At 50.9% G+C, this 22,221-nt stretch carries 18 protein-coding genes; 15 read left to right on the top strand and 3 right to left on the bottom strand.

Annotation, left to right across the window (positions count from 1 at the left end; all coding sequences use genetic code 11):
- From tssC to OGY18_RS13520, 8 genes are all read left to right on the top strand, one after another.
- A complete protein-coding gene (tssC, locus tag OGY18_RS13555) occupies window positions 1-1,530 on the top strand; it encodes a type VI secretion system contractile sheath large subunit (protein ID WP_048225521.1) in 1,530 nt (509 codons plus the stop codon).
- A gap of 23 nt (window positions 1,531-1,553) precedes the next feature.
- Window positions 1,554-2,891, top strand: a complete 1,338-nt coding sequence (gene tssK / locus OGY18_RS13550) for a type VI secretion system baseplate subunit TssK (protein ID WP_286553349.1) — start codon at window positions 1,554-1,556, stop codon at window positions 2,889-2,891.
- Between the two features lie 5 nt (window positions 2,892-2,896).
- Window positions 2,897-3,538, top strand: coding sequence for a type VI secretion system protein TssL, short form (gene tssL, locus OGY18_RS13545; protein ID WP_191219682.1), 642 nt, complete (start codon window positions 2,897-2,899; stop codon window positions 3,536-3,538).
- A 3-nt stretch (window positions 3,539-3,541) separates the two neighbouring features.
- A complete protein-coding gene (locus OGY18_RS13540) occupies window positions 3,542-5,206 on the top strand; it encodes an OmpA family protein (protein WP_191219683.1) in 1,665 nt (554 codons plus the stop codon).
- Window positions 5,207-5,222: 16 nt separating this feature from the next.
- On the top strand, window positions 5,223-5,714 hold the full coding sequence (tssD, locus tag OGY18_RS13535) for a type VI secretion system tube protein TssD (RefSeq protein ID WP_003024437.1): 492 nt from the start codon (window positions 5,223-5,225) through the stop codon (window positions 5,712-5,714).
- Between the two features lie 161 nt (window positions 5,715-5,875).
- Window positions 5,876-8,503: a type VI secretion system ATPase TssH gene (gene tssH, locus OGY18_RS13530; RefSeq protein WP_286553347.1), complete on the top strand. Its 2,628-nt coding sequence runs from the start codon at window positions 5,876-5,878 to the stop codon at window positions 8,501-8,503.
- Window positions 8,493-9,023, top strand: a complete 531-nt coding sequence (locus tag OGY18_RS13525) for a hypothetical protein (protein WP_003828330.1) — start codon at window positions 8,493-8,495, stop codon at window positions 9,021-9,023. The genes tssH and OGY18_RS13525 overlap by 11 nt, the downstream gene beginning before the upstream one ends.
- Before the next feature lie 80 nt (window positions 9,024-9,103).
- Entirely contained in the window at window positions 9,104-9,346 is a 243-nt protein-coding gene (locus OGY18_RS13520) for a hypothetical protein (RefSeq protein WP_286553345.1), read from the top strand.
- An 81-nt stretch (window positions 9,347-9,427) separates the two neighbouring features.
- On the opposite strand, the gene silS is transcribed toward OGY18_RS13520, so the two are convergent.
- Together silS and silR are read right to left on the bottom strand one after the other, a co-directional pair.
- The gene (gene silS, locus OGY18_RS13515) at window positions 9,428-10,903 is read right to left on the bottom strand and encodes a copper/silver sensor histidine kinase SilS (RefSeq protein WP_032433718.1); all 1,476 of its coding nucleotides are present in this window, start codon (window positions 10,901-10,903) and stop codon (window positions 9,428-9,430) included.
- Window positions 10,896-11,576, bottom strand: coding sequence for a copper/silver response regulator transcription factor SilR (gene silR / locus OGY18_RS13510; protein ID WP_286553344.1), 681 nt, complete (start codon window positions 11,574-11,576; stop codon window positions 10,896-10,898). Before silR ends, silS begins: the two co-directional genes overlap by 8 nt.
- Before the next feature lie 189 nt (window positions 11,577-11,765).
- Between silR and silC the strand changes: the two genes are divergently transcribed.
- The 7 genes from silC to OGY18_RS13475 all read left to right on the top strand — a co-directional run bounded on the left by silC (window position 11,766) and on the right by OGY18_RS13475 (window position 21,435).
- Window positions 11,766-13,151: a Cu(+)/Ag(+) efflux RND transporter outer membrane channel SilC gene (gene silC / locus OGY18_RS13505; protein WP_038633711.1), complete on the top strand. Its 1,386-nt coding sequence runs from the start codon at window positions 11,766-11,768 to the stop codon at window positions 13,149-13,151.
- Window positions 13,152-13,179: 28 nt separating this feature from the next.
- Entirely contained in the window at window positions 13,180-13,533 is a 354-nt protein-coding gene (gene cusF, locus OGY18_RS13500) for a cation efflux system protein CusF (RefSeq protein ID WP_008786772.1), read from the top strand.
- A gap of 113 nt (window positions 13,534-13,646) precedes the next feature.
- Window positions 13,647-14,939: a Cu(+)/Ag(+) efflux RND transporter periplasmic adaptor subunit SilB gene (silB, locus tag OGY18_RS13495; RefSeq protein ID WP_286553343.1), complete on the top strand. Its 1,293-nt coding sequence runs from the start codon at window positions 13,647-13,649 to the stop codon at window positions 14,937-14,939.
- Window positions 14,940-14,949: 10 nt separating this feature from the next.
- Entirely contained in the window at window positions 14,950-18,096 is a 3,147-nt protein-coding gene (gene silA, locus OGY18_RS13490) for a Cu(+)/Ag(+) efflux RND transporter permease subunit SilA (protein ID WP_032620969.1), read from the top strand.
- Window positions 18,097-18,182: 86 nt separating this feature from the next.
- The gene (locus OGY18_RS13485; protein WP_000758228.1) at window positions 18,183-18,623 is read left to right on the top strand and encodes a DUF411 domain-containing protein; all 441 of its coding nucleotides are present in this window, start codon (window positions 18,183-18,185) and stop codon (window positions 18,621-18,623) included.
- A gap of 126 nt (window positions 18,624-18,749) precedes the next feature.
- On the top strand, window positions 18,750-21,197 hold the full coding sequence (gene silP / locus OGY18_RS13480; RefSeq protein ID WP_023331515.1) for an Ag(+)-translocating P-type ATPase SilP: 2,448 nt from the start codon (window positions 18,750-18,752) through the stop codon (window positions 21,195-21,197).
- A 40-nt stretch (window positions 21,198-21,237) separates the two neighbouring features.
- Window positions 21,238-21,435, top strand: a complete 198-nt coding sequence (locus OGY18_RS13475) for a DUF2933 domain-containing protein (RefSeq protein WP_000843494.1) — start codon at window positions 21,238-21,240, stop codon at window positions 21,433-21,435.
- Between the two features lie 33 nt (window positions 21,436-21,468).
- Here OGY18_RS13475 and OGY18_RS13470 read toward each other — a convergent pair whose 3' ends face one another.
- The gene (locus tag OGY18_RS13470; protein WP_000287501.1) at window positions 21,469-22,206 is read right to left on the bottom strand and encodes a peptidoglycan DD-metalloendopeptidase family protein; all 738 of its coding nucleotides are present in this window, start codon (window positions 22,204-22,206) and stop codon (window positions 21,469-21,471) included.
- Window positions 22,207-22,221 lie beyond the last annotated feature (15 nt).

Raw genomic sequence — 22,221 nt, 5'->3', positions numbered from 1 at the left:
ATGTCTGTTCAGGAACATACCTCTTCAGCCGCGACCACCACGACCAGTGAACGCAGTGTTTATCAGTCCCTCTTTGACAAAATTAATCTTTCTCCCGTCGCGTCATTAAAAAATGTAGATGCGTGGCAGAGTGATGAAGCGCTTTCTGATGCCGCTCCGGCTGAGCGTGTGACCGCTGCTATTCAGGTTCTGGTCTCATGTCTGGCTGATGCCGCACAACCCTTAGAACGCCTGGATAAAACGCTACTCGATGAGCAGATTGCTCGTCTGGATAAGCAGATTAGCGATCAGGTTAATGAAGTTATGCATCATGCTGAATTTCAAAAACAAGAATCGCTCTGGCGTGGTTTGCATTCAATGATCTCTGGCATTGATTTTCGCCGAAATGTCCGTGTCGAAATGATGGATGTCAGTAAGGATGCGCTGCGTGATGATTTTGATGACGCGCCGGAACTTATCCAGAGCGGATTATATCGTCATGTTTATATTGAAGAATATGACCAACCAGGTGGCGAACCTATTGCGGCAATGATTTCAGCGTACGAATTTGATAACAGCCCGCAGGATATTGCGCTACTGCGCAATATTTCTGGCGTATCGGCAGCCTGCCATATGCCATTTATTGGTTCAGTTGGGCCGAAATTCTTCCTGAAAGAAAATATGGAAGAGGTCGCAGCCATAAAAGATATCAATGATTATTTCGAACGTGCTGAATACATCAAATGGAAAGCATTTCGTGATAGTGATGATTCACGCTATATCGGATTAACCATGCCGCGTGTACTCGGGCGTTTGCCCTACGGCCCTGATACCATTCCTGTGCGCAGCTTTAACTATGTCGAGGAAGTTAAGGGCCCGGATCACGAAAAATATCTGTGGACCAGCGCATCTTTCTCTTTCGCTGTGAATATGGTGAAAAGTTTTATCAAGAATGGTTGGTGCGTCCAGATCCGTGGACCACAGGCGGGTGGCGCGGTTAAAGATTTACCTATCCATTTGTACGATCTGGGGACGGGTAATCAGGTGAAAATCCCGTCTGAAGTGATGATCCCGGAAACTCGTGAATTTGAATTCGCCAACCTCGGTTTTATTCCGCTTTCTTATTATAAGAATCGTGATTACGCCTGTTTCTTCTCTGCTAACTCGGCTCAAAAACCTGCGCAGTTTGATACCCCGGAAGCAACAGCTAATAGTCGAATTAACTCACGTTTGCCGTATATCTTCCTGCTTTCTCGTATTGCTCATTACCTGAAAATCTTGCAGCGAGAAAACATTGGTACGACCAAAGATCGCCGCCTGCTTGAGCTTGAACTAAACAACTGGTTACGCAGTCTGGTTACCGAAATGACCGATCCTGGCGATGATTTGCAGGCTTCACATCCGCTTCGTGATGGGCGTGTCGTGGTGGAGGACATTGAGGATAACCCGGGTTTCTTCCGCGTGCGCCTGTACGCCATCCCGCATTTCCAGGTTGAAGGTATGGATGTCAGCTTGTCGTTAGTTTCACAGATGCCTAAGTCGAAATCTTAACGGCGTAATGCACAGGAGGTGCGATGAAGATCTATCGTCCGTTATGGAGCGAGGGGGCTTTTCTGGCTCCCCAACAGTTTCAGCAACAGACACGTTGGGATGCTTACGTTGCTGACGTTGTTGCTCACATGTCACTTTCATCACCGTGGGGCGTCATCAGCGCGGAGTTTGATGAAAGTGCGTTAACGGTTTCCCGTTTGAATCCCGTTAATCTGGTTGTGCGCTTTCCTGACGGTACTTTAGTGGATACAGGTATTTCAGATAACCTGCCTCCAGCGTGTGATTTATCGCATCTTACTGGCTACAGCAGCGTTGATATCGTGCTGGCATTGCCGTTGCTTTCAGCTAATGGCGGCAATCTTTCATCAGGCAACGGTGTCAGCCGTCCGTGTCGCTGGCAGCAGGAATGGCTGCCAGTTCAGGATCTCTCCGGTCAGGAACGGACTGATATGGCAGTGCTGCGGCATGCTATCACCCTCCGGTATGCCCATGATGATAACAGCGCTTACCTGACTTGTCCGGTAGCTTGCCTTATTCGTAATGCTCAGGGGCAATGGGAGCTGGGACGTGATTTTTTACCCCCCTCGCTTTCACTCTCAGCCAGCCCCTTATTAATCAATTCGCTCAGTGATTTGGTGCATCGTATCCAGGCTCGTTGTCGCCGCCTGATGGCCTTGCGCCGAGAAAGTAACGAACGAATGGCGGATTTTGCAGTAGCAGATGTTTCGTTGTTTTGGCTGCTGAATGCGCTTAATAGTTCGGAACCTGTTCTGAAAGAAATGCTGCAAAACCCAGGCCGTCATCCCGAACTTTTGTGGCGTGAGCTGGCGCGGTTAGCGGGCAGCCTGCTGACCTTCTCGTTAGAAAATGATGTCAGTGTTGTACCTCCATATCAGCATGCAAATCCGCAGCAGGTATTCCCGCCGCTGTTTGCTCTGCTGGTGGAACTGCTGGAAGCCAGTCTGCCGTCTCGTGTTGTCGCTATTGAACTGACGCAGGAGCGACAGTTCTGGTATGGGGCTCTGTCGGATGCCCGACTGCGTGGAGGTGCTGATTTTTACCTGTCCGTTCGCTCGGGCCTCCCCGCACATGTCCTCCTGGCGCAATTTCCACAGCTCTGTAAAGCAGGGAGCCGGGCAGATGTGTCAGATGTCGTCAATGTGGCACTCAGCGGTATTCCATTAAAACCGCTGACACATGTACCCGCAGCCATCCCATTACGACTGGAAAATCAATACTTTGCTCTTGAGATTAATCATCCAGCAGCCCAGGCCATGTTGGACGCTGGTAATTGTGCTTTCTATGTGCCGGGAACGCTGGGAGAGATTCAACTTGAGCTGTTTGCAGTATTAAGGGATTGAAATAAATGAATAAGGAAATTGATCAGGTTTTCTGGCCAACATGGCTTGCTGTAAGCCAGCTACGTGACGGGGCAGAAGTCGACGACGGAGCTGTTCTTTATCGTCGGGCCAGCCAATGGGTTGAATCTGCACGTGAGGCATTGCGTGATATGGGGTACAGCGAACACAGCGTTGAACATATGCTCTACACGCAATGTGCGTTACTGGATGAAAGCGTGTTGAACCGCAACCGGCAGGATAGCGGTTATATCACCTGGCTTGCGACACCCTTACAGGCCCGTTATTTCAATACCACCAACGCAGGGGAAGAGCTTTGGGAACGCATCCGGTCTGTACTGCGTGAGCCCGTTCCTGATACCGCCGTAATAACCTGCTTTTATCGCGCAATCACGCTCGGTTTTGTGGGGCGCTATCGTGAGCAAGGTGACGAACGTCGTGAAGATGTTCTTGAGGCGCTAGCGGCTCAGGCGAGACCTTTTAAGTTAAAGCACGATGCGCCTGTAATCATGCAGGCGTCCGGTTTCTCTGGCAGTAAGCGCCGCTGGTGGCAGGCATGGATTGTCGGCGCGGTGGCGTTGGGGGTTTTATGGTTAACATTTTCTCATGTCTTACAAGGGCTGGTTGCTCAGCTTATTGGGCAGGGCTAAAACATGGCTCAGTTGCGAGGGATCGTTAACTATGTACTGACAGCTGTGCTGGCTTTGTTGCTGGTTTGGGGATTCAGTCCGTTAAGTGCGGGTGTTCGGGGCGGCCTGACCGTCTTTATTTTACTGTTTTCCATTCCAGGGATCGTTTATGGCTGGCGCCAATATGGCCAGTTGAGATCAGCGCATTCCGAGCATGAAGTTCAGCTCCCTCCGGAGAATTTCAGTGGGCCAGTTGTGCTGGTGTGTGGCGATAATGCCCCCTTGTTTGCCGGACGCAGCGGTTCTTGCGAGAGCTCGCAGGGCTGGTATTTATCTGTCCAGTCCCCGGAGCATTACATTGCTCTGGTTCGTCAGATAGCTGCTCAGCGTCCAGGGCTTCTTATGCGCGTCTCCGTAATGCTGGCATTAACTCCGGAACGGCATACTGATGAGGATGCTCTTAAGCACATACTGCTCAGTTGGCGGCGAGTGGTGACCCAGAGTCGGCGTTGGTTATCAGGTGTACCGCCGTTTTGGTTGTGCTGTTGGCTGAATTCTCCTCAATGCAATGAGGCTGTACGCTGGTTTATTCGAACCCCTCAGGATGCAGAAGTGCAGTCGGCTACGGGATTAGACGACTTTGCTCCTTTCTCTTCGCAAGAGAGCCCAGCCCGCCATTTTCATCTTACACATGCAGTGTGGTTAGATAATTTACTGGGCTGGCTGAAGAAGGTACAAGGCGATACTGAACACCATGCTCTTCCTGTTTTCTTTGCATTACGGGTTGTGTGTTTCACATCATCAGCGGTCTGCGAAAATAACCTCTGGCAACGGCATATCATTGCTCAAACAACGCTTTCCCCTGCGGCGTCAGTAGCGCCCGCACTGCTGCCTTTTCCAGATTTAGCATTGCCATTCTTATCCCGCCGTCGGGCGTTGACAGCATTTCAACGGACGGTGGGCGTAAGTGGTCTGCTATGCGGCATTTTCATCGGAATGGCGATGGCAAGCAGCTTTATCAATAACCAACATCTCATCAGGATCACAAACGATCACCTGATGCTATACCGCCAACTTAGCGGTAATCCCGCCGAGCCAAAGATCCTGGCCCAGGATCAACTTCGTCGTGATGCGCAACTCCTTGATCGCTGGTATCAGCGTGGCGAACCACTTTCTCTTTCAATGGGATTGTATCAAGGGATGAGATTGATCCCCCCTTTACAGGTTGCCATAAGTGACTGGGGGTCACCCGAAAAACCGAAAGTGACTGCCCTGCAAACTGTACGTCTCGACAGTATGTCGCTGTTTGATACGGGTAAGTGGGCGCTAAAAGCGGGTTCAACAAAAGTACTCATTGGGGCTTTGGTCAATATCAAAGCCAAACCCGGGTGGCTGATAGTCATCGCCGGACATACCGATGATGTGGGTGACGATAAATCTAATCAGCTGCTCTCTCTCAAACGCGCGGAATCTGTTCGTGACTGGATGCGAGATACCGGTGATGTCGCGGAGAGCTGTTTTGCCGTTCAGGGCTACGGCGAATTACGGCCCTACAAAAACAACGATACGCCGGAGGGGCGGGCAGCCAACCGCCGTGTAGAGATCAGTCTGGTACCGCAGGCTGATGCCTGTCGGCTGCCGGGCATGAAGGAACCGTCACCACAAGGTGGTGACGCATTAGCGAAGTAAAAATGGAGAAAGAGTTATGGCAATTCCAGTCTACCTTTGGCTGAAAGATGATGGCGGCGCGGATATTAAAGGTTCTGTTGACGTAAAAGACCGTGTAGGCAGTATCGAAGTGGTGGCTCAGGAACATAACCTGTACATCCCTACAGATAACAATACCGGTAAGTTGACCGGTACGCGCATCCATACCCCGTTCCTTTTCACTAAGGAAATCGATGCCTCCAGTCCATATCTGTACAAGGCTGTAACCACCGGTCAGACCCTGCGCCAGGCAGAGTTCAAATGGTATCGCATCAATGACGCGGGTCAGGAAGTGGAATACTTCAACACCACGTTACACAACGTGAAAGTGGTGAAAGTAAACCCTGTGATGTACGACATCAAAGATCCCGCAAAAGAGAAGCATAACCACCTGGAACAAATTGAACTGCGCTACGAGAAGATCGTCTGGACGTATAAGGATGGCAACATTATCCATTCTGACGCCTGGAACGAGCGTACCACCGCGTAATGCGCTAACGGATGAGGATTTCCTCATCCGTTTTTTTATGCCCTCTGCTGAGCTTCCGGGGCGGGGGTTAAGCAGAGAGTATCAACATCACTATTACCTTATGGGCATTGGATTACGGCTACGGGCGGTAGCGTGCCTGAATACAGGGAGTCAGGAAGTAAATGGAACACCATTCAGCAGTGCTATTACGACGTCTCAACCCCTATTGTGCTCAGGCGCTTGAAGCAGCGGCATCGTTATGTCAGACGCGCGCGCATGCAGAAATCACTCCAGAACACTGGTTGCTGAAGCTGTTGGAGCAGGGGGAGGGCGATATTACTGTCATTGCTCGTCGTTATGAATGGGATATCGATAATCTTTGGCAGTCGCTGCTGGCACATCTGGATGTTCAGCCTCGTTCCGTGAAAAGCCGTCCGCAGTTGTCTGATGCGCTCCTCTCATTAATCCAACAAGCGTGGCTGTGTGCCGCAACGGATGAAAATTCGCAGATACGTGGTGTGCATCTGCTGATGGCACTGGTAGGAAAGCCTTCGCTACTGAAGTGTGACGGTCTGTGGCCGCTTCTGAGCGCCGGACATACTCAACTGGAACGACTCCTGCCGCTATTAAATTCCCAGTCGGATGAACGTCCTGAAAGACAGCAAGAAGCCGCTCTGGTGAAGGTTTCCCCTAATGATGAACCGCGTCCGGACCAGACCCAGTCGACGTTGTCGCCATCATTACAAGGCGTGCTCGATAAATTTACGCTAGACGTGACCGCGAAAGCGCGTGCCGGCGATATCGACCCGGTATTTGGTCGCGATAATGAAATCCGGCAAATGGTGGATGTGTTGTCCCGTCGGCGAAAAAATAATCCCATTCTGGTCGGGGAACCCGGTGTCGGCAAAACCGCTCTGGTGGAAGGTCTGGCGCTGCGTATTGCTGAAGGTAATGTGCCGGATAGCCTGAAATCAGTAACATTACGCACGCTGGATCTTGGGCTGTTACAAGCAGGTGCCGGGGTGAAAGGTGAGTTTGAGCAGCGGTTAAAAAATATCATTGATGCCGTTCAGCAATCGCCAACGCCTGTTCTGCTCTTTATCGATGAAGCACACACCATCATTGGGGCCGGTAATCAGGCGGGAGGCGCTGACGCAGCTAATCTGCTAAAACCCGCTCTGGCCAGAGGTGAATTACGAACTATCGCGGCGACCACATGGAGTGAATATAAACAGTATTTTGAGCGCGATGCTGCGCTGGAGCGGCGTTTTCAGATGGTTAAAGTGGATGAGCCGGATGATGATACTGCTTGCTTAATGCTGCGTGGTCTGAAATCACGCTATGCAGAACACCATGGCGTTCACATCACCGACGAAGCGGTTAAAACTGCTGTTACGCTCTCTCGCCGCTATCTTACCGGGCGACAATTACCCGACAAAGCCGTCGATCTGCTGGACACCGCAGGTGCAAGAGTGCGGATGAGCCTTGATACCGTTCCGGAACCACTGACGCGTTTGAAGTCAGAGATCACCGCGCTTGAAATGGAAAAACAGGCACTACTTGAAGATATCTCCGTAGGAAATGGTCAGCATGGTGAAAGGCTGTCCAGCATTGAACAGCGTGAAAATCTTCTGCTTGTCGAGCTGGATGAACGAGAAACTCAGTATGGTCAGGAATTAGCGCTCACAGAGCAACTGCTTGCCAGCCGCCGTGATATTTCTCGTCAGGCGGAAACGGTTGAATTGCAGCAGCAGCTTAGTGTGCTTCAGCAGGACCATCCGTTACTGTTTCCGGATGTAGACGCGCGCACCGTGGCTACGGTGATTGCCGACTGGACCGGTGTACCTTTGTCTTCATTAATGAAGGACTCCCAGGCAGACTTGCTGACGCTTGAAACCCAGATGGGAGAACGCGTTGTTGGTCAGAATTACGCGCTGAATGCGATCGCACAGCGGTTGCGGGCATCAAAAACAGGACTGACGCCGGAAAACGGCCCACAGGGTGTGTTCCTGCTTACTGGACCAAGTGGAACCGGCAAAACGGAGACGGCGCTGGCCCTGGCTGACATTCTGTTTGGTGGTGAAAAATCGCTGATCACGATTAATTTGTCTGAATATCAGGAGCCGCACACCGTGAGCCAGCTAAAAGGCTCACCTCCGGGATATGTGGGTTATGGTCAGGGAGGGATCCTGACCGAGGCGGTGCGAAAACGCCCCTATAGCGTGGTACTGTTGGATGAAGTAGAAAAAGCGCATCGCGACGTCATGAATCTGTTTTACCAGGTATTTGACCGTGGTTTCATGCGTGACGGCGAAGGCCGTGAAATTGATTTTCGCAATACCGTTATTTTGATGACCTCCAATCTTGGCGGCGACGCTGTAATGCAGATGCTGGAAGAACAGCCGGAAACCACCGAGTCTGAGCTGCACGAACTGCTGCGCCCACTTTTGCGCGATCACTTCCAGCCAGCGCTACTGGCCCGCTTCCAGACGATTATCTACCATCCGCTCTGTGAATCTGCGTTACGTACGATTGTACAAATGAAACTGGATCAGGTTAGCCAGCGATTACTGCGTCACTACGGCATCACCACTACGATATCCGAGAGCCTTTTTGATGCCCTGACCGCCGCTTGCCTGCTACCGGATACGGGGGCAAGGAATATTGATAGTCTGCTCAACCAACAAATCTTGCCTGTGCTTAGCCAGCAGTTGTTAACGTATCTTTCCCGGCAGCAAAAACCACACTCTCTGATCCTTAGCTGGGATGAGTTCAAGGGCATCATAATGGAGTTTGAGAGTGCCAAATAATATTAAGGAAGGTGGTCTCAGAAGACTTACCTCTGGAGAGGTTGAACTGGCAAAGTCTGTATTTGGTTCCACTCTCCAGTATCATAAAGTGTGGATCCACAGGGACAGTTATTTGCCTTTTAATTTACAGGATTCGAATACGGCGATGACGCCTGACGGTGAGATTTACTTTCGCAATCAGTACCGGGATGATTTTTCTCAGACATTATCCCATTATCAACACTTATTTATCCATGAAATGAGTCATGTCTGGCAACGAGAAAAAGGCATGAATGTTATCTGTAGAGGCCTGGTGAGTTGGCTAGTCAGTTATCGATATAAACTGGATGGGCGACTTCTAAGTGAGTACCCTATGGAGCAGCAGGCTCAAATTATTGCGGATAGTTTTATTCTACAAAAGAGTGGATATAGAACGTGGCTGGATATGCGCTTCAATCATAATATAACTTTAGATGGGGATATTCATGAAAGTGTAATCCGAGAATCTTATAGGAATACTCTTCGAGGATTCCCCTGGTGATGAAAAGTAGATTGTTTTTTTGTTTCAGTCTGTTGAGTTACAGTCTGGTATTTCTCACCGGATGTCCAGGATATGGGGATGTGTTACTTCTGGATAAGGAAGCTGTGGTTAGCATGGTTGGGGAAAATGTCTGTTTCTGGGTTTATGATTCTGCGAAACATAAACCCAGTATCATTAGTGATGTCCGGGGAAGTACAACCGATGTTTTCAGTTCCATAACTGAAACAAGTTCGGCAGCGTTTATTTCTCCGGAAGAGGGCTGGATATTCATTTCCTGGCGTACTCTGACGCCGGGTATTGATGAAGCAATCCAGCCTTCCTGATAAGTTGCACTAATTATATCGAATGGCTTCTGTTTGCTGCATGACAGGCTAATGACATCTTTGTCATTTACATCTTTATTTTCAGCATTGGGTTTCCGGGATCATTTTCTCCAGTCTGGGCACGGATAAGATAAAACGCGTGGAGCGTACGTCTGATTCCACCTGCACTCTTCCGTGATGTGCTTCCACGATTGACTTCACAATCGCAAGGCCGATGCCGCTGCCTTCTCCTTTTCGTTGTCTGGATGGATCCACCCGATAAAAACGGTCAAACAGCCTTGATAAATGTTCTTCAGGGATCGGTTTCCCTGGATTTTCAATCACAAGGTCAAAAAAGCTCTCCTGCTTTCTTATTGAGACGGTGATGGCCTGTCCCTCCGGGGTATAACGCAGGGCATTGGATAACAGATTATTGATCGCTCTTCTGAACATTTGTGGATCTCCCTCAACCAGGCAGGGCATCCCGTTAAATTTGAGCGTGATATTGCGTTCTTCGGCCCAGGCTTCGAAAAACTCGAAGACTTTCATGACTTCTGCTCTGAGGTCAAAACGGACCCTGTCAGGTATAAGCTGGTTATTGTCCGCCTGTGCCAGAAACAGCATGTCGCTGACCATTTTGGTCATCCGGTTATACTCTTCAAGACTGGAGTAGAGGACATCCTCAAGTTCCTTCTGGGTTCGATCCTGACTCAGTGCGATTTCAGTCTGCGTCACCAGATTGGTGATGGGCGTTCTGATCTCATGCGCGATATCGGCAGAGAAATTGGCCTGGCGGGTAAAGACGTCCTCAATCTTTCCAATCATATGATTGAACGAGATAACCAGTTGCTCCAGCTCAATGGGAACGCGTGTCGGTTCCAGCCGCGCATCAAGATTCTCGGAGGTGATGTTTTTAATGGCATTGCTGACATTACGAAGGGGCAGGTGCCCCTGACGGACAGCGATGCGAATGATCAGAACAATCAGCAGGCTTATCACGACGGCGATCGCAATCAGATTTTTTTTCAGCGCATCGAGGTAATGGAGATGGAAATTAATGGAGAGGCCAGTCAGCATGACATAATTCTGCTGTTTGCCCTGAAATATCGCCTGGCCAGAGGAGGCGATAATCCGGTATGTTTCCATCTTCATTTCAGACCCGGTATCCATCGGTCTCGCAGGATCCTCCACCGTCCAGAGAAAGACATCCCGTGCGCGGCTGTGCTCGCTAAAATCTGCGGAATTCACGGCCGGGTGTAGTGCCGCCCCCTGCGCTGAACTAAAGAGCACTTCCCCCCTGGGATTGAGGAGCAAAAGGGCAACGTTGCGGTAGCTGGCAATCGACTCCTTTATTTTGCTTACTTTTTTTTCATCCGGATCCACCGGGGACTGCAGTATACGGTTCAGGGTAGTGCTGATTTGTTGAAGATCGCTGACATCCTGCTCGGCAAAATGATTTTCAACAGAATGCAGCATAAACCAGGTGAAGGCGATAAAAGCCAGTATCGTGGACAGGCTGATAAAAAAGGTCAGCCGCAGGGCGAGTGAGAAAGGGCGCCTGGAAGGTTTGCTATGCATCCGGGGCCTCCAGCATATAGCCCACGCCCCGGACAGTCTGGATCAGCTTTGTCCCGTAATCGTTGTCTATTTTAGCGCGGAGTCGCTTTACGGCGACATCAATCGCGTTAGTGTCGCTGTCAAAATTCATGTCCCAGACCTGAGAGGCAATCAGGGAACGGGGAAGAACCTCGCCCTGATGGCGAATGAAAAATTCCAGCAGGCTGAACTCTTTACTGGTGAGCACAATGAGGTTTCCGGCGCGACTGACTTTTCTGGATACGAGATCCATCGAGAGATCAGCCACCCTAAACTGGCTTTCCGTGATCATCGCGTTTCCCCGCCTCAGAAGGGTTCTCACCCGGGCCAGCAGTTCGGCAAACGCAAAGGGTTTAACCAGATAATCGTCCGCACCCAGTTCCAGTCCTTTGACCCTGTGTTCGATCGTGCCGAGGGCCGTCAGTAGTAAGACCGGCATACCCTTTCCGGCAGTGCGCAGCATGCGGATGATATCCCAGCCGTTCACATCAGGCAGCATGATGTCCAGAATGACTAAATCATACTCGGCTGTCATGGCGAGATGATATCCGGTAAGACCATTATCAGCGTGATCCACTACGAACCCTGCCTCTGTAAGCCCTTTGCTGAGATATTCACCTGTTTTAATTTCGTCTTCGACGATCAATATTTTCATCTTGCTCCCCGTCTGGCTGCTAATGTCATTCTATTGCGCACACGATCGTAATCAACGAATTACCGTAAAAATGACAACATTGTCATTATTCTGTCACCCGACAAACAGAGTGCATTATGTAAAGTAACCCTGGTAATACTCTGAACTTCATTTGAACCATTTACCAGGTCTGCCTGGACGAGAAGCAATATGTTCAAATTAAAACTACTCAGCATCAGCACAATCTTCATTCTGGCTGGTTGTGTCTCTCTGGCGCCTGAATATCAGCGTCCGGCAGCACCGGTACCCCAGCAGTTTTCACTGTCCCGTAACAGCCTGACGCCAGCGGTGAATGGCTATCAGGATACGGGCTGGCGTAACTTTTTTGTCGATCCCCAGGTCACCCGGCTGATTACTGAAGCCCTGACTAATAACCGTGATTTGAGAATGGCTGCCCTGAAGGTTGAAGAGGCCCGGGCCCAGTTCAACGTCACGGATGCAGATCGTTATCCCCAGCTGAATGCCTCATCCGGGATCACATACAGCGGTGGTCTGAAAGGTGACAAGCCGACCACACAGGAGTACGACGCAGGTCTGGAGTTCAGTTATGAGCTCGATTTTTTCGGCAAACTTAAGAACATGAGTGATGCTGATCGCCAGAACTACTTTGCCAGCGAAGAAGCCCGTCGGGCCGTACACATCCTGCTGGTATCCAACGTTTCACAAAGCTATTTCAGCCAGCAACTGGCGTACGAACAACTTCGTATTGCGCGGGAAACGCTGAAAAATTATCAACAGTCCTATGCTTTCGTTGAGCAGCAGCTCGTGACCGGGAGTACGAACGTTCTGGCACTTGAACAGGCGCGAGGACAAATCGAAAGTACCCGCGCCGAAATAGCCAAACGAGAAGGCGATCTGGCTCAGGCAAACAATGCCCTGCAACTGGTGCTGGGAACGTACCGCGCACTTCCGTCAGAAAAAGGGATGAAAGGCGGGGAGATAGCCCCAGTAAAATTGCCACCAAATCTGTCTTCACAAATTTTGCTGCAGCGACCGGATATTATGGAAGCGGAATATCAGCTGAAAGCGGCTGATGCCAATATTGGCGCAGCGCGAGCGGCCTTTTTCCCCTCAATTACCCTGACCAGTGGTCTTTCCGCAAGCAGTACGGAGCTGTCCAGCCTGTTTACGTCAGGAAGTGGAATGTGGAATTTTATCCCTAAAATTGAAATTCCTATATTTAATGCTGGCAGGAATAAAGCCAATCTGAAGCTGGCTGAAATTCGCCAGCAACAGTCGGTGGTTAATTACGAACAAAAAATTCAGTCAGCCTTTAAGGATGTTTCCGACACGCTTGCGCTGCGCGACAGCCTTAGCCAGCAACTTGAGTCACAGCAGCGTTATCTTGATTCACTTCAGATAACTCTCCAGCGTGCCAGAGGATTATATTCCAGTGGTGCTGTCAGTTACATTGAAGTGCTGGATGCAGAGCGTTCTCTCTTCGCTACGCAGCAAACCATTCTCGATCTTACCTATTCCCGGCAGGTTAACGAAATTAATCTGTTTACCGCACTGGGTGGCGGTTGGGTAGAGTAAATTTATTTCATTAATCAGGAAATTTAAAATGCGTAATTCACTTAAAGCCGTTTTATTTGGTGCCTTCTCTGTCATGTTTTCTGCCGGTCTTCATGCTGAAACACATCAGCATGGCGATATGAATACTGCCAGTGATGCTTCGGTACAGCAGGTTATCAAGGGCACCGGTGTCGTTAAAGAAATTGATATAAATAGTAAAAAGATCACCATTTCGCACGAAGCAATCCCTGCGGTGGGCTGGCCTGCAATGACCATGCGCTTCACTTTTGTTAATGCAGACGACGCTATCAATGCCCTGAAAACCGGCAACCATGTCGATTTCTCGTTTATTCAGCAGGGTAATATTTCTTTACTTAAAAGCATTAACGTGACGCAGTCCTGATTGGCTGTCCGGAGCGATTACATCCTGTGCGCCTGTACATTCACATAGGTATATGTGTGAGTTAACCGTCAGGCGCATATGCCAGGTGTTTTGATTTTTTAGCGGAAAATTGTATGGCTTCTTTAAAGATAAAATATGCTGCAATAATTATCAGCAGCCTCATAGCAGGGGGGCTGATATCGGTTACTGCCTGGCAGTATGTAAACTCAGCACAAAAGACAGAAAAAACAGAACAAAAGGCACCGGAACGAAAGGTGCTTTTCTGGTATGACCCAATGAAACCGGATACCAAATTTGATAAACCCGGAAAATCGCCCTTTATGGATATGGACCTGGTGCCAAAATATGCTGATGACAGTGGCGATAAAAGCAGTGGCGGGATCCGTATCGACCCAACCCAGGTTCAGAATCTGGGATTAAAAACGCAAAAAGTCACGCGAGGAATGCTGAATTATTCTCAGACAATCCCGGCTAATGTCAGATATAACGAGTATCAGTTTGTTATTGTGCAGGCGCGTTCTGACGGGTTTGTCGAAAAAGTCTACCCCATGACGATTGGCGATCATGTGAAGAAGGGGACGCCACTTATCGATATTACCATTCCGGACTGGGTGGAAGCACAGAGTGAATTCCTTCTGTTATCCAGCACCGGTGGTACTTCCACGCAAATTAAAGGCGTTCTGGAACGGCTTCGCCTGGCAGGTATGCCGGAAGAGGATATTCAGAGACTGCGTTCTACCCGGAGCATTCAGACCCGTTTTACCATTAAAGCACCTATTGATGGTGTCATTACTGCATTTGACCTGCGCACCGGCATGAATATTTCGAAAGATAAGGTGGTGGCTCAGATTCAGGGAATGGACCCGGTCTGGATCAGCGCTGCAGTGCCAGAATCTATCGCCTATCTGCTGAAAGATACGTCGCAGTTTGAAATTTCGGTACCGGCTTATCCGGATAAAACATTCCATGTCGAAAAATGGAATATTCTTCCCAGCGTGGATCAGACAACCCGTACGCTTCAGGTCCGTCTCCAGGTTTCTAATAAGGATGAGTTTCTCAAGCCGGGCATGAATGCCTATCTGAAACTGAATACCAGAAGCCAGGAGATGCTGCTGATACCAAGCCAGGCCGTTATCGATACCGGCAAAGAACAGCGCGTGATTACTGTTGATGATGAAGGCAAGTTTGTGCCGAAACAGATCCACGTTCTGCATGAGTCACAGCAACAGTCCGGCATCGGCTCCGGCCTGAATGAAGGCGATACCGTGGTGGTCAGTGGCCTGTTCCTCATTGACTCTGAAGCCAATATTACGGGCGCACTGGAACGTATGCGCCACCCTGAAAAAACAGAAAGCAGTATGCCAGCAATGTCTGACCAGCCTGTAAATATGCATTCAGGGCACTGAGGAGACGACGATGATTGAATGGATTATCCGGCGCTCTGTCGCCAACCGTTTCCTGGTCATGATGGGGGCCCTGTTTCTCAGCATCTGGGGCACATGGACGATTATTAACACGCCTGTCGATGCCTTGCCTGACCTGTCAGATGTGCAGGTCATTATCAAAACCAGCTATCCCGGCCAGGCCCCGCAGATTGTAGAAAACCAGGTCACCTATCCACTTACCACCACCATGCTGTCCGTGCCTGGCGCAAAAACCGTGCGTGGTTTTTCACAGTTCGGTGATTCGTATGTGTATGTCATTTTTGAAGACGGCACCGATCTGTACTGGGCCCGTTCCCGCGTGCTGGAGTACCTGAACCAGGTACAGGGAAAACTGCCCGCCGGTGTGAGTTCTGAAATCGGTCCGGACGCCACGGGGGTGGGCTGGATATTTGAATATGCCCTTGTCGATCGCAGCGGAAAACACGACCTTTCAGAACTGCGTTCTCTGCAGGACTGGTTCCTGAAATTTGAGCTGAAAACCATCCCGAACGTGGCTGAGGTCGCTTCGGTTGGCGGCGTGGTGAAACAGTACCAGATTCAGGTCAATCCGGTAAAACTGTCTCAGTATGGTATCAGCCTGCCCGAAGTGAAACAGGCCCTTGAATCGTCTAACCAGGAGGCCGGTGGCTCATCCGTTGAAATGGCCGAAGCTGAGTATATGGTCCGTGCCAGCGGTTATCTTCAGAGCATTGATGATTTTAATAACATCGTCCTGAAAACAGGCGAGAACGGCGTGCCGGTTTATCTGCGGGATGTTGCCCGAGTGCAGACCGGGCCTGAAATGCGGCGTGGTATTGCCGAGCTGAACGGCCAGGGCGAAGTCGCTGGCGGCGTGGTGATCCTGCGGTCGGGTAAAAATGCACGCGACGTTATCACGGCAGTGAGGGATAAACTTGAGACGCTGAAGGCCAGCCTGCCGGAAGGCGTTGAAATCGTGACCACCTACGATCGCAGCCAGCTCATCGACCGGGCGATTGATAACCTCAGTTCCAAACTTCTGGAAGAGTTTATCGTGGTGGCCATCGTCTGTGCCCTGTTCCTGTGGCACGTACGTTCTGCCCTGGTGGCGATTATCTCTCTGCCGCTTGGTCTGTGTATCGCCTTTATCGTCATGCACTTCCAGGGACTGAACGCCAATATCATGTCGCTGGGAGGGATAGCGATTGCCGTCGGTGCGATGGTGGATGCCGCCATTGTGATGATTGAGAATGCGCATAAGCGGCTTGAGGAGTGGGATCATCAGCATCCTGGTGAGCAGATTGACAACGCCACCCGCTGGAAGGTGATTACCGATGCCTCCGTTGAAGTGGGACCCGCACTGTTTATCAGCCTGCTGATCATCACCCTGTCCTTTATTCCTATCTTTACCCTGGAAGGTCAGGAAGGACGTCTGTTTGGCCCGCTGGCATTCACGAAAACGTACTCCATGGCGGGCGCGGCCGCGCTGGCCATCATCGTCATTCCGATTCTGATGGGATTCTGGATCCGGGGGAAAATTCCTGCAGAGACCAGTAACCCCCTGAACCGGGTACTGATCAAAGCGTATCATCCATTGCTGTTGCGGGTTCTCCACTGGCCAAAAACAACCCTGCTGGTTGCGGCCTTGTCCATTTTCACCGTTATCTGGCCGCTGAGCCAGGTGGGCGGTGAGTTTCTGCCGAAGATTAACGAGGGCGACCTGTTGTATATGCCGTCGACCCTGCCGGGTGTCTCTCCGGCTGAAGCTGCAGCGCTCCTGCAGACGACGGACAAGTTAATCAAAAGCGTTCCTGAAGTGGCCTCTGTATTTGGCAAGACCGGTAAAGCAGAGACCGCCACGGATTCCGCACCGCTCGAAATGGTTGAAACCACGATCCAGCTCAAACCTGAGGATCAGTGGCGTCCAGGCATGACGATTGACAAGATTATTGAAGAACTCGACAGGACCGTCCGTTTACCGGGGCTGGCAAACCTCTGGGTGCCGCCAATCCGTAACCGTATTGATATGCTCTCAACCGGGATCAAAAGCCCGATAGGTATCAAGGTGTCCGGAACGGTTCTGTCCGATATCGATGCAACGGCGCAGAGTATCGAAGCGGTCGCCAAAACCGTACCCGGCGTAGTGTCTGCTCTCGCAGAGCGACTGGAAGGCGGGCGCTACATTGATGTGGATATCAACCGGGAAAAAGCCTCCCGCTACGGAATGACGGTGGGCGATGTGCAGCTGTTCATCTCATCAGCCATCGGTGGGGCTATGGTGGGTGAGACGGTTGAAGGCGTGGCCCGGTACCCGATTAATATCCGCTATCCGCAGGATTACCGGAACAGCCCGCAGGCCCTGAAACAGATGCCGATCCTGACCCCGATGAAGCAGCAGATCACGCTGGGCGATGTTGCGGATATTAAGGTCGTTTCCGGGCCGACTATGCTGAAAACGGAAAATGCCCGTCCAGCCAGCTGGATTTACATTGACGCGCGCGGCAGGGATATGGTGTCGGTGGTTAATGACATTAAAACGGCGATCAGTCAGAAAGTGAAACTGAGACCGGGTACCAGCGTGTCATTCTCCGGACAGTTTGAACTGCTTGAGCATGCCAACAAGAAACTGAAGCTGATGGTGCCGATGACGGTGATGATCATCTTCATCCTGTTGTATCTGGCATTCCGCCGGGTTGATGAAGCCCTGCTGATCCTGATGAGCCTGCCGTTCGCCCTGGTTGGCGGGATATGGTTCCTGTACTGGCAGGGCTTCCATATGTCTGTCGCAACCGGAACGGGGTTTATCGCTCTGGCCGGGGTGGCAGCAGAGTTTGGCGTGGTCATGCTGATGTATCTGCGTCATGCCATTGAAGCGCACCCGGAATTGTCCCGTAAAGAGACGTTCACACCGGAAGGCCTTGATGAAGCCCTCTATCATGGTGCCGTACTGCGTGTCCGGCCGAAAGCCATGACCGTGGCGGTGATCATTGCGGGTCTGCTGCCAATACTCTGGGGAACCGGTGCAGGTTCAGAAGTCATGAGCCGTATCGCGGCACCCATGATTGGTGGGATGATCACGGCTCCGCTGCTGTCCCTGTTCATTATTCCTGCCGCCTACAAATTAATCTGGCTGCGCAGACATAAAAAAAGCGTGTCCTGAACCTGAAAGGGCACCCCCTGTGGGTGTCCTTCTTTACTGATTCACCCTGACGTCAGGGTTTAAATCGATAATATACAGAGGTGAGTATGAAAAAAGTGGTTCTGATGGCGCTGGCTCTCGGCCTTTCACTGCCCGCGATGGCGAGTGAAAAAGTGATTGATATGTACAAATCTGAAAACTGTGGCTGTTGTTCCCTGTGGGGCAAGGCGATGGAAAAAGACGGGTTTGAAGTACGAACTCACGTCATGAATGATCAGGCGCTGTCAGCCCTGAAAGAAAAGCATGCTATTCCTGCAGGACTGCGAAGTTGTCATACCGCGGTTGCCGGTAATTTGATCATTGAAGGCCATGTGCCTGCGACAACGATACATAAGGCAATGCAGTCTGGTTCAGGTATATACGGTCTCGCCACCCCCGGTATGCCAGCAGGAAGTCCTGGAATGGAGATGGGAGCCCGAAAAGAGGCTTACGATGTTATCGCATTCTCACCGGATGGAAGTAAAAAAGTCTTCCAGCGAATCGAATAGTCAGCGGAACGGCTGATAACGGGACGCCGGCAGCAGGCACTCTTATGCCGGCGGCATTCGTGGTAATCGCATCCATGACATACCCTGAAGACAGAAGATGCTTCGGTATGCATAAGGAGAGTTACTGTGAAAAATGACAATGCAGTGCAACACAACAACCAGACTGCTTCTGAGCAGACATTATCCCCGGACGAGGGCCACGTATTGCATAAGGTGAGAGATCCCGTGTGCGGGATGGACATCCTGCCCGACAGGGCGCACAGCAGCATTCGATACCAGGACCATCAACTTTATTTCTGCTCCGCCAGCTGTGAGAGTAAATTTAAAGCCCATCCCGATCGTTATCTTACCGAAGATGCCAGTGAACATTCCCATCACCATCACCACGATCATCACGAAGTCAGCCCTGATCAGATAAAACAGCCTCACCACCAGGCGGAGAAAGAGAATTCTGAAGGTGTGTGGACATGTCCGATGCACCCGGAGATACGCCGCAGTGGTCCCGGAAGCTGTCCTGTCTGTGGAATGGCACTGGAGCCGCTCGTAGCTACGGCATCCACGGGGCCAAGTGATGAACTTCGCGACATGACAAGACGCTTCTGGCTGGGGTTGTTGCTGGCGTTTCCGGTTCTGGTACTCGAAATGGGATCTCATCTGTTTCCCGCCTTGAGGAATACAGTACCGCCACAGTACAACACATGGCTGCAGCTGCTTCTGGCCTCTCCTGTCGTGTTGTGGTGTGGCTGGCCATTCTTCGCCCGGGCCGGAATGTCGTTACGTAACCGCTCCCTGAATATGTTTACCCTTGTTGCAATGGGCACCGGCGTAGCCTGGGTGTACAGCGTCATTGCAACCGTCTTCCCCTCCTGGTTTCCTGCATCGTTCAGAAACATGGATGGCCTGGTGGCCGTTTATTTTGAAGCCGCAGCAGTTATTACGGTGCTTGTTCTGCTGGGACAGGTTCTTGAGCTGCGGGCACGGGAACAAACCTCAGGTGCCATTACTGCACTACTGAATCTTGCCCCCAAAACCGCCAGGCGGCTGGATCATGACGGTCATGAAACGGATATTAATGCGGAAGATGTTCTGCCTGGCGATAAGCTCCGCATCAGACCAGGAGAGAGTATTCCGGTCGACGGTATTGTGATCGAAGGCAAAACAACCGTTGATGAATCGATGGTGACCGGGGAATCTATGCCGGTTACCAAAACGGAGGGTGACCCTGTCATCGGGGGGACCATTAATCAGACAGGGAGTCTCATCATCCGTGCAGAGAAAGTCGGTGATGAAACAATGCTCTCACGAATTGTTCAGATGGTCGCTGATGCACAGCGTTCGCGTGCCCCCATCCAGAGAATGGCTGACAGCGTTTCAGGCTGGTTTGTTCCTCTGGTGATACTTATCGCGGTTGTTGCTTTCGTGATCTGGTCTGTCTGGGGGCCCGAGCCCAGGATGGCGCACGGTCTCATTGCGGCTGTGTCGGTCCTGATTATTGCCTGTCCCTGCGCGCTGGGGCTGGCCACGCCGATGTCGATAATGGTGGGGGTGGGCAAAGGAGCCCAGGCCGGGGTGTTAATCAGGAATGCCGAAGCCCTTGAGCGTCTTGAAAAAGTGGACACGCTGGTTGTCGACAAAACAGGCACGCTCACGGAAGGTTCGCCTACGGTGACAGGGATTATCAGTCTCAATCCGGGTGGGGAAACATCTCTTTTGCGTGTAACAGCCGCAGTGGAAAAAGGCTCGCAGCATCCGCTGGGTATGGCAGTAGTTAAAGCAGCACAGGAAAAGGGGATCGCAATACCCGCAGTCACTCATTTCGATGCACCGTCGGGTAAAGGTGTCTCAGGCGATGTCGAAGGTCAACGGGTTGTTATTGGTAATGAACTGGCTATGCAGGAAAACAGTATCGTTATTGATAATCAAAAGGCCGTTGCGGATACGTTGCGGATGGAAGGCGCTACCGTTATCTATGTGGCCACAGACGGGGACCTTGCAGGCCTGATAGCTATCTCGGATCCCGTGAAAACAACCACGCCGGATGCGCTTAAAGCTTTGCGTCAGGCGGGGATCCGCATTGTTATGCTCACCGGGGATAACCAGCTTACTGCTGAAGCAGTCGCACGGAAACTGGGAATAGATGAGGTTGAAGCCGGAATTCTGCCGGATGGCAAAAAAGCAGTGATAACCCGACTGAAAGAGTCTGGCCATGTGGTTGCGATGGCCGGAGACGGTGTGAATGATGCCCCGGCGCTGGCAGCGGCTGACGTGGGTATAGCCATGGGAACGGGTACAGATGTGGCAATTGAAAGTGCCGGAGTCACCCTTCTCAAAGGCGACTTGATGATACTGAACAGGGCCCGTCATCTGTCAGAGATCACCATGAAAAATATCCGTCAGAATCTGTTTTTTGCATTTATCTACAACGCACTTGGCGTGCCTGTGGCTGCAGGTCTGCTTTATCCTGTGTATGGAATACTGCTGTCGCCAGTTATTGCGGCGGCGGCCATGGCTCTTTCCTCCGTCAGCGTCATTGTGAATGCGTTGCGTCTGAAAAGTGTCAGGCTCGGGAAATAACACTGAGTGAAGGGTCAGTTACGAACAGAAGGAGTCCAGTATGAAAAGTACCACCTATGCGCTTATTGCTGTCGCCGCGATCGCGGCATTTGCCCTCCTGCGCGAACACTGGTCACATGTGGCAGGTTACTGGCCATATCTGTTATTGCTGGTCTGCCCGCTAATGCATCTTTTCCACGGCCACGGAGGGCATGGAGATCATCAACATCACGGAAGTGAAAACGATAAAAAAAATTAATCCGGCAGACGGGGCCGCGTCGCGGTCCCGTTATCAGTCCAGGTATCGTTCGTAGTCTCTGGCATGCGCAAAGGCATGCTGTTCGAGTTTGTTATCAGCGGGTGCCGCTGCCCGGAACGCCAGAGAGTTAACAGGGTTGTTATTGATGACCAGCTCGTAATGCAGATGAGGACCGGATGAACGTCCGCTGTTACCGGATAACGCAATAGCACCTCCCCGTGTAACCCTGGCCCCTTTAGTAACGAGTATTTTATTGAGGTGGAGATAGCGAGTTTTAACACCGGCTTTTCCCGTTACTTCAACAAAATATCCCATGGTACTGTTGTATTCGGCCCGGGTGATTTTTCCGTCGATGACGCTGACTATTTTCGTGTTCATGGGCATGGAATAATCAATGCCATTATGGGGACTCACTTTTCCCGATACCGGGTTAAGTCTTGCAGGATTGAAAGGCGAACTGAGTCTTGCTGTGGCCGGTAACGGATAATCGAGACTGCCTTTCCCGGAAGTATCGGAAAGGTTATAGAACTTTTTATCTGATATACGATACGCCGTGTAATTAAATGAACCGGACGTAAATTTATAGGCCACGACACGTGATTTTCCCGCTTTCTTTTGCAGTACGAGTTTTAATGATTCATTTTTTTTCAAATGCCGCAGATTAAACCGGGAAGGCAAGGAGCGCTGAAGAGTAGCGATCTCGTTCGATTCCAGCCCCGAGCGGGTGGCTGAAAGGTAGGCATTTTCTTTTACGACATCGGTAGAATACATTTACTGGAATTCGCC

Origin of the sequence: Citrobacter sp. Cpo142 (genome assembly GCF_030332425.1) — a bacterium.
GTDB lineage: Bacteria > Pseudomonadota > Gammaproteobacteria > Enterobacterales > Enterobacteriaceae > Citrobacter > Citrobacter portucalensis.
Note: the sequence above shows the minus strand (reverse complement) of the source record. Positions and strands in the feature narration are given on the sequence as shown.

Excerpts from the sequence above, each read along its gene's own strand:
- OGY18_RS13475 (WP_000843494.1), top strand. The coding sequence starts at position 21,238 with ATGAAAAGTACCACCTATGCGCTTATTGCTGTCGCCGCGATCGCGGCA.
- tssD (WP_003024437.1), top strand. The coding sequence starts at position 5,223 with ATGGCAATTCCAGTCTACCTTTGGCTGAAAGATGATGGCGGCGCGGAT.
- tssK (WP_286553349.1), top strand. The coding sequence starts at position 1,554 with ATGAAGATCTATCGTCCGTTATGGAGCGAGGGGGCTTTTCTGGCTCCC.
- OGY18_RS13540 (WP_191219683.1), top strand. The coding sequence starts at position 3,542 with ATGGCTCAGTTGCGAGGGATCGTTAACTATGTACTGACAGCTGTGCTG.
- cusF (WP_008786772.1), top strand. The coding sequence starts at position 13,180 with ATGCGTAATTCACTTAAAGCCGTTTTATTTGGTGCCTTCTCTGTCATG.
- tssC (WP_048225521.1), top strand. The coding sequence starts at position 1 with ATGTCTGTTCAGGAACATACCTCTTCAGCCGCGACCACCACGACCAGT.
- silA (WP_032620969.1), top strand. The coding sequence starts at position 14,950 with ATGATTGAATGGATTATCCGGCGCTCTGTCGCCAACCGTTTCCTGGTC.
- OGY18_RS13470 (WP_000287501.1), bottom strand. The coding sequence starts at position 22,206 with ATGTATTCTACCGATGTCGTAAAAGAAAATGCCTACCTTTCAGCCACC.
- tssH (WP_286553347.1), top strand. The coding sequence starts at position 5,876 with ATGGAACACCATTCAGCAGTGCTATTACGACGTCTCAACCCCTATTGT.
- silB (WP_286553343.1), top strand. The coding sequence starts at position 13,647 with ATGGCTTCTTTAAAGATAAAATATGCTGCAATAATTATCAGCAGCCTC.
- OGY18_RS13485 (WP_000758228.1), top strand. The coding sequence starts at position 18,183 with ATGAAAAAAGTGGTTCTGATGGCGCTGGCTCTCGGCCTTTCACTGCCC.
- silS (WP_032433718.1), bottom strand. The coding sequence starts at position 10,903 with ATGCATAGCAAACCTTCCAGGCGCCCTTTCTCACTCGCCCTGCGGCTG.
- silC (WP_038633711.1), top strand. The coding sequence starts at position 11,766 with ATGTTCAAATTAAAACTACTCAGCATCAGCACAATCTTCATTCTGGCT.
- tssL (WP_191219682.1), top strand. The coding sequence starts at position 2,897 with ATGAATAAGGAAATTGATCAGGTTTTCTGGCCAACATGGCTTGCTGTA.
- silR (WP_286553344.1), bottom strand. The coding sequence starts at position 11,576 with ATGAAAATATTGATCGTCGAAGACGAAATTAAAACAGGTGAATATCTC.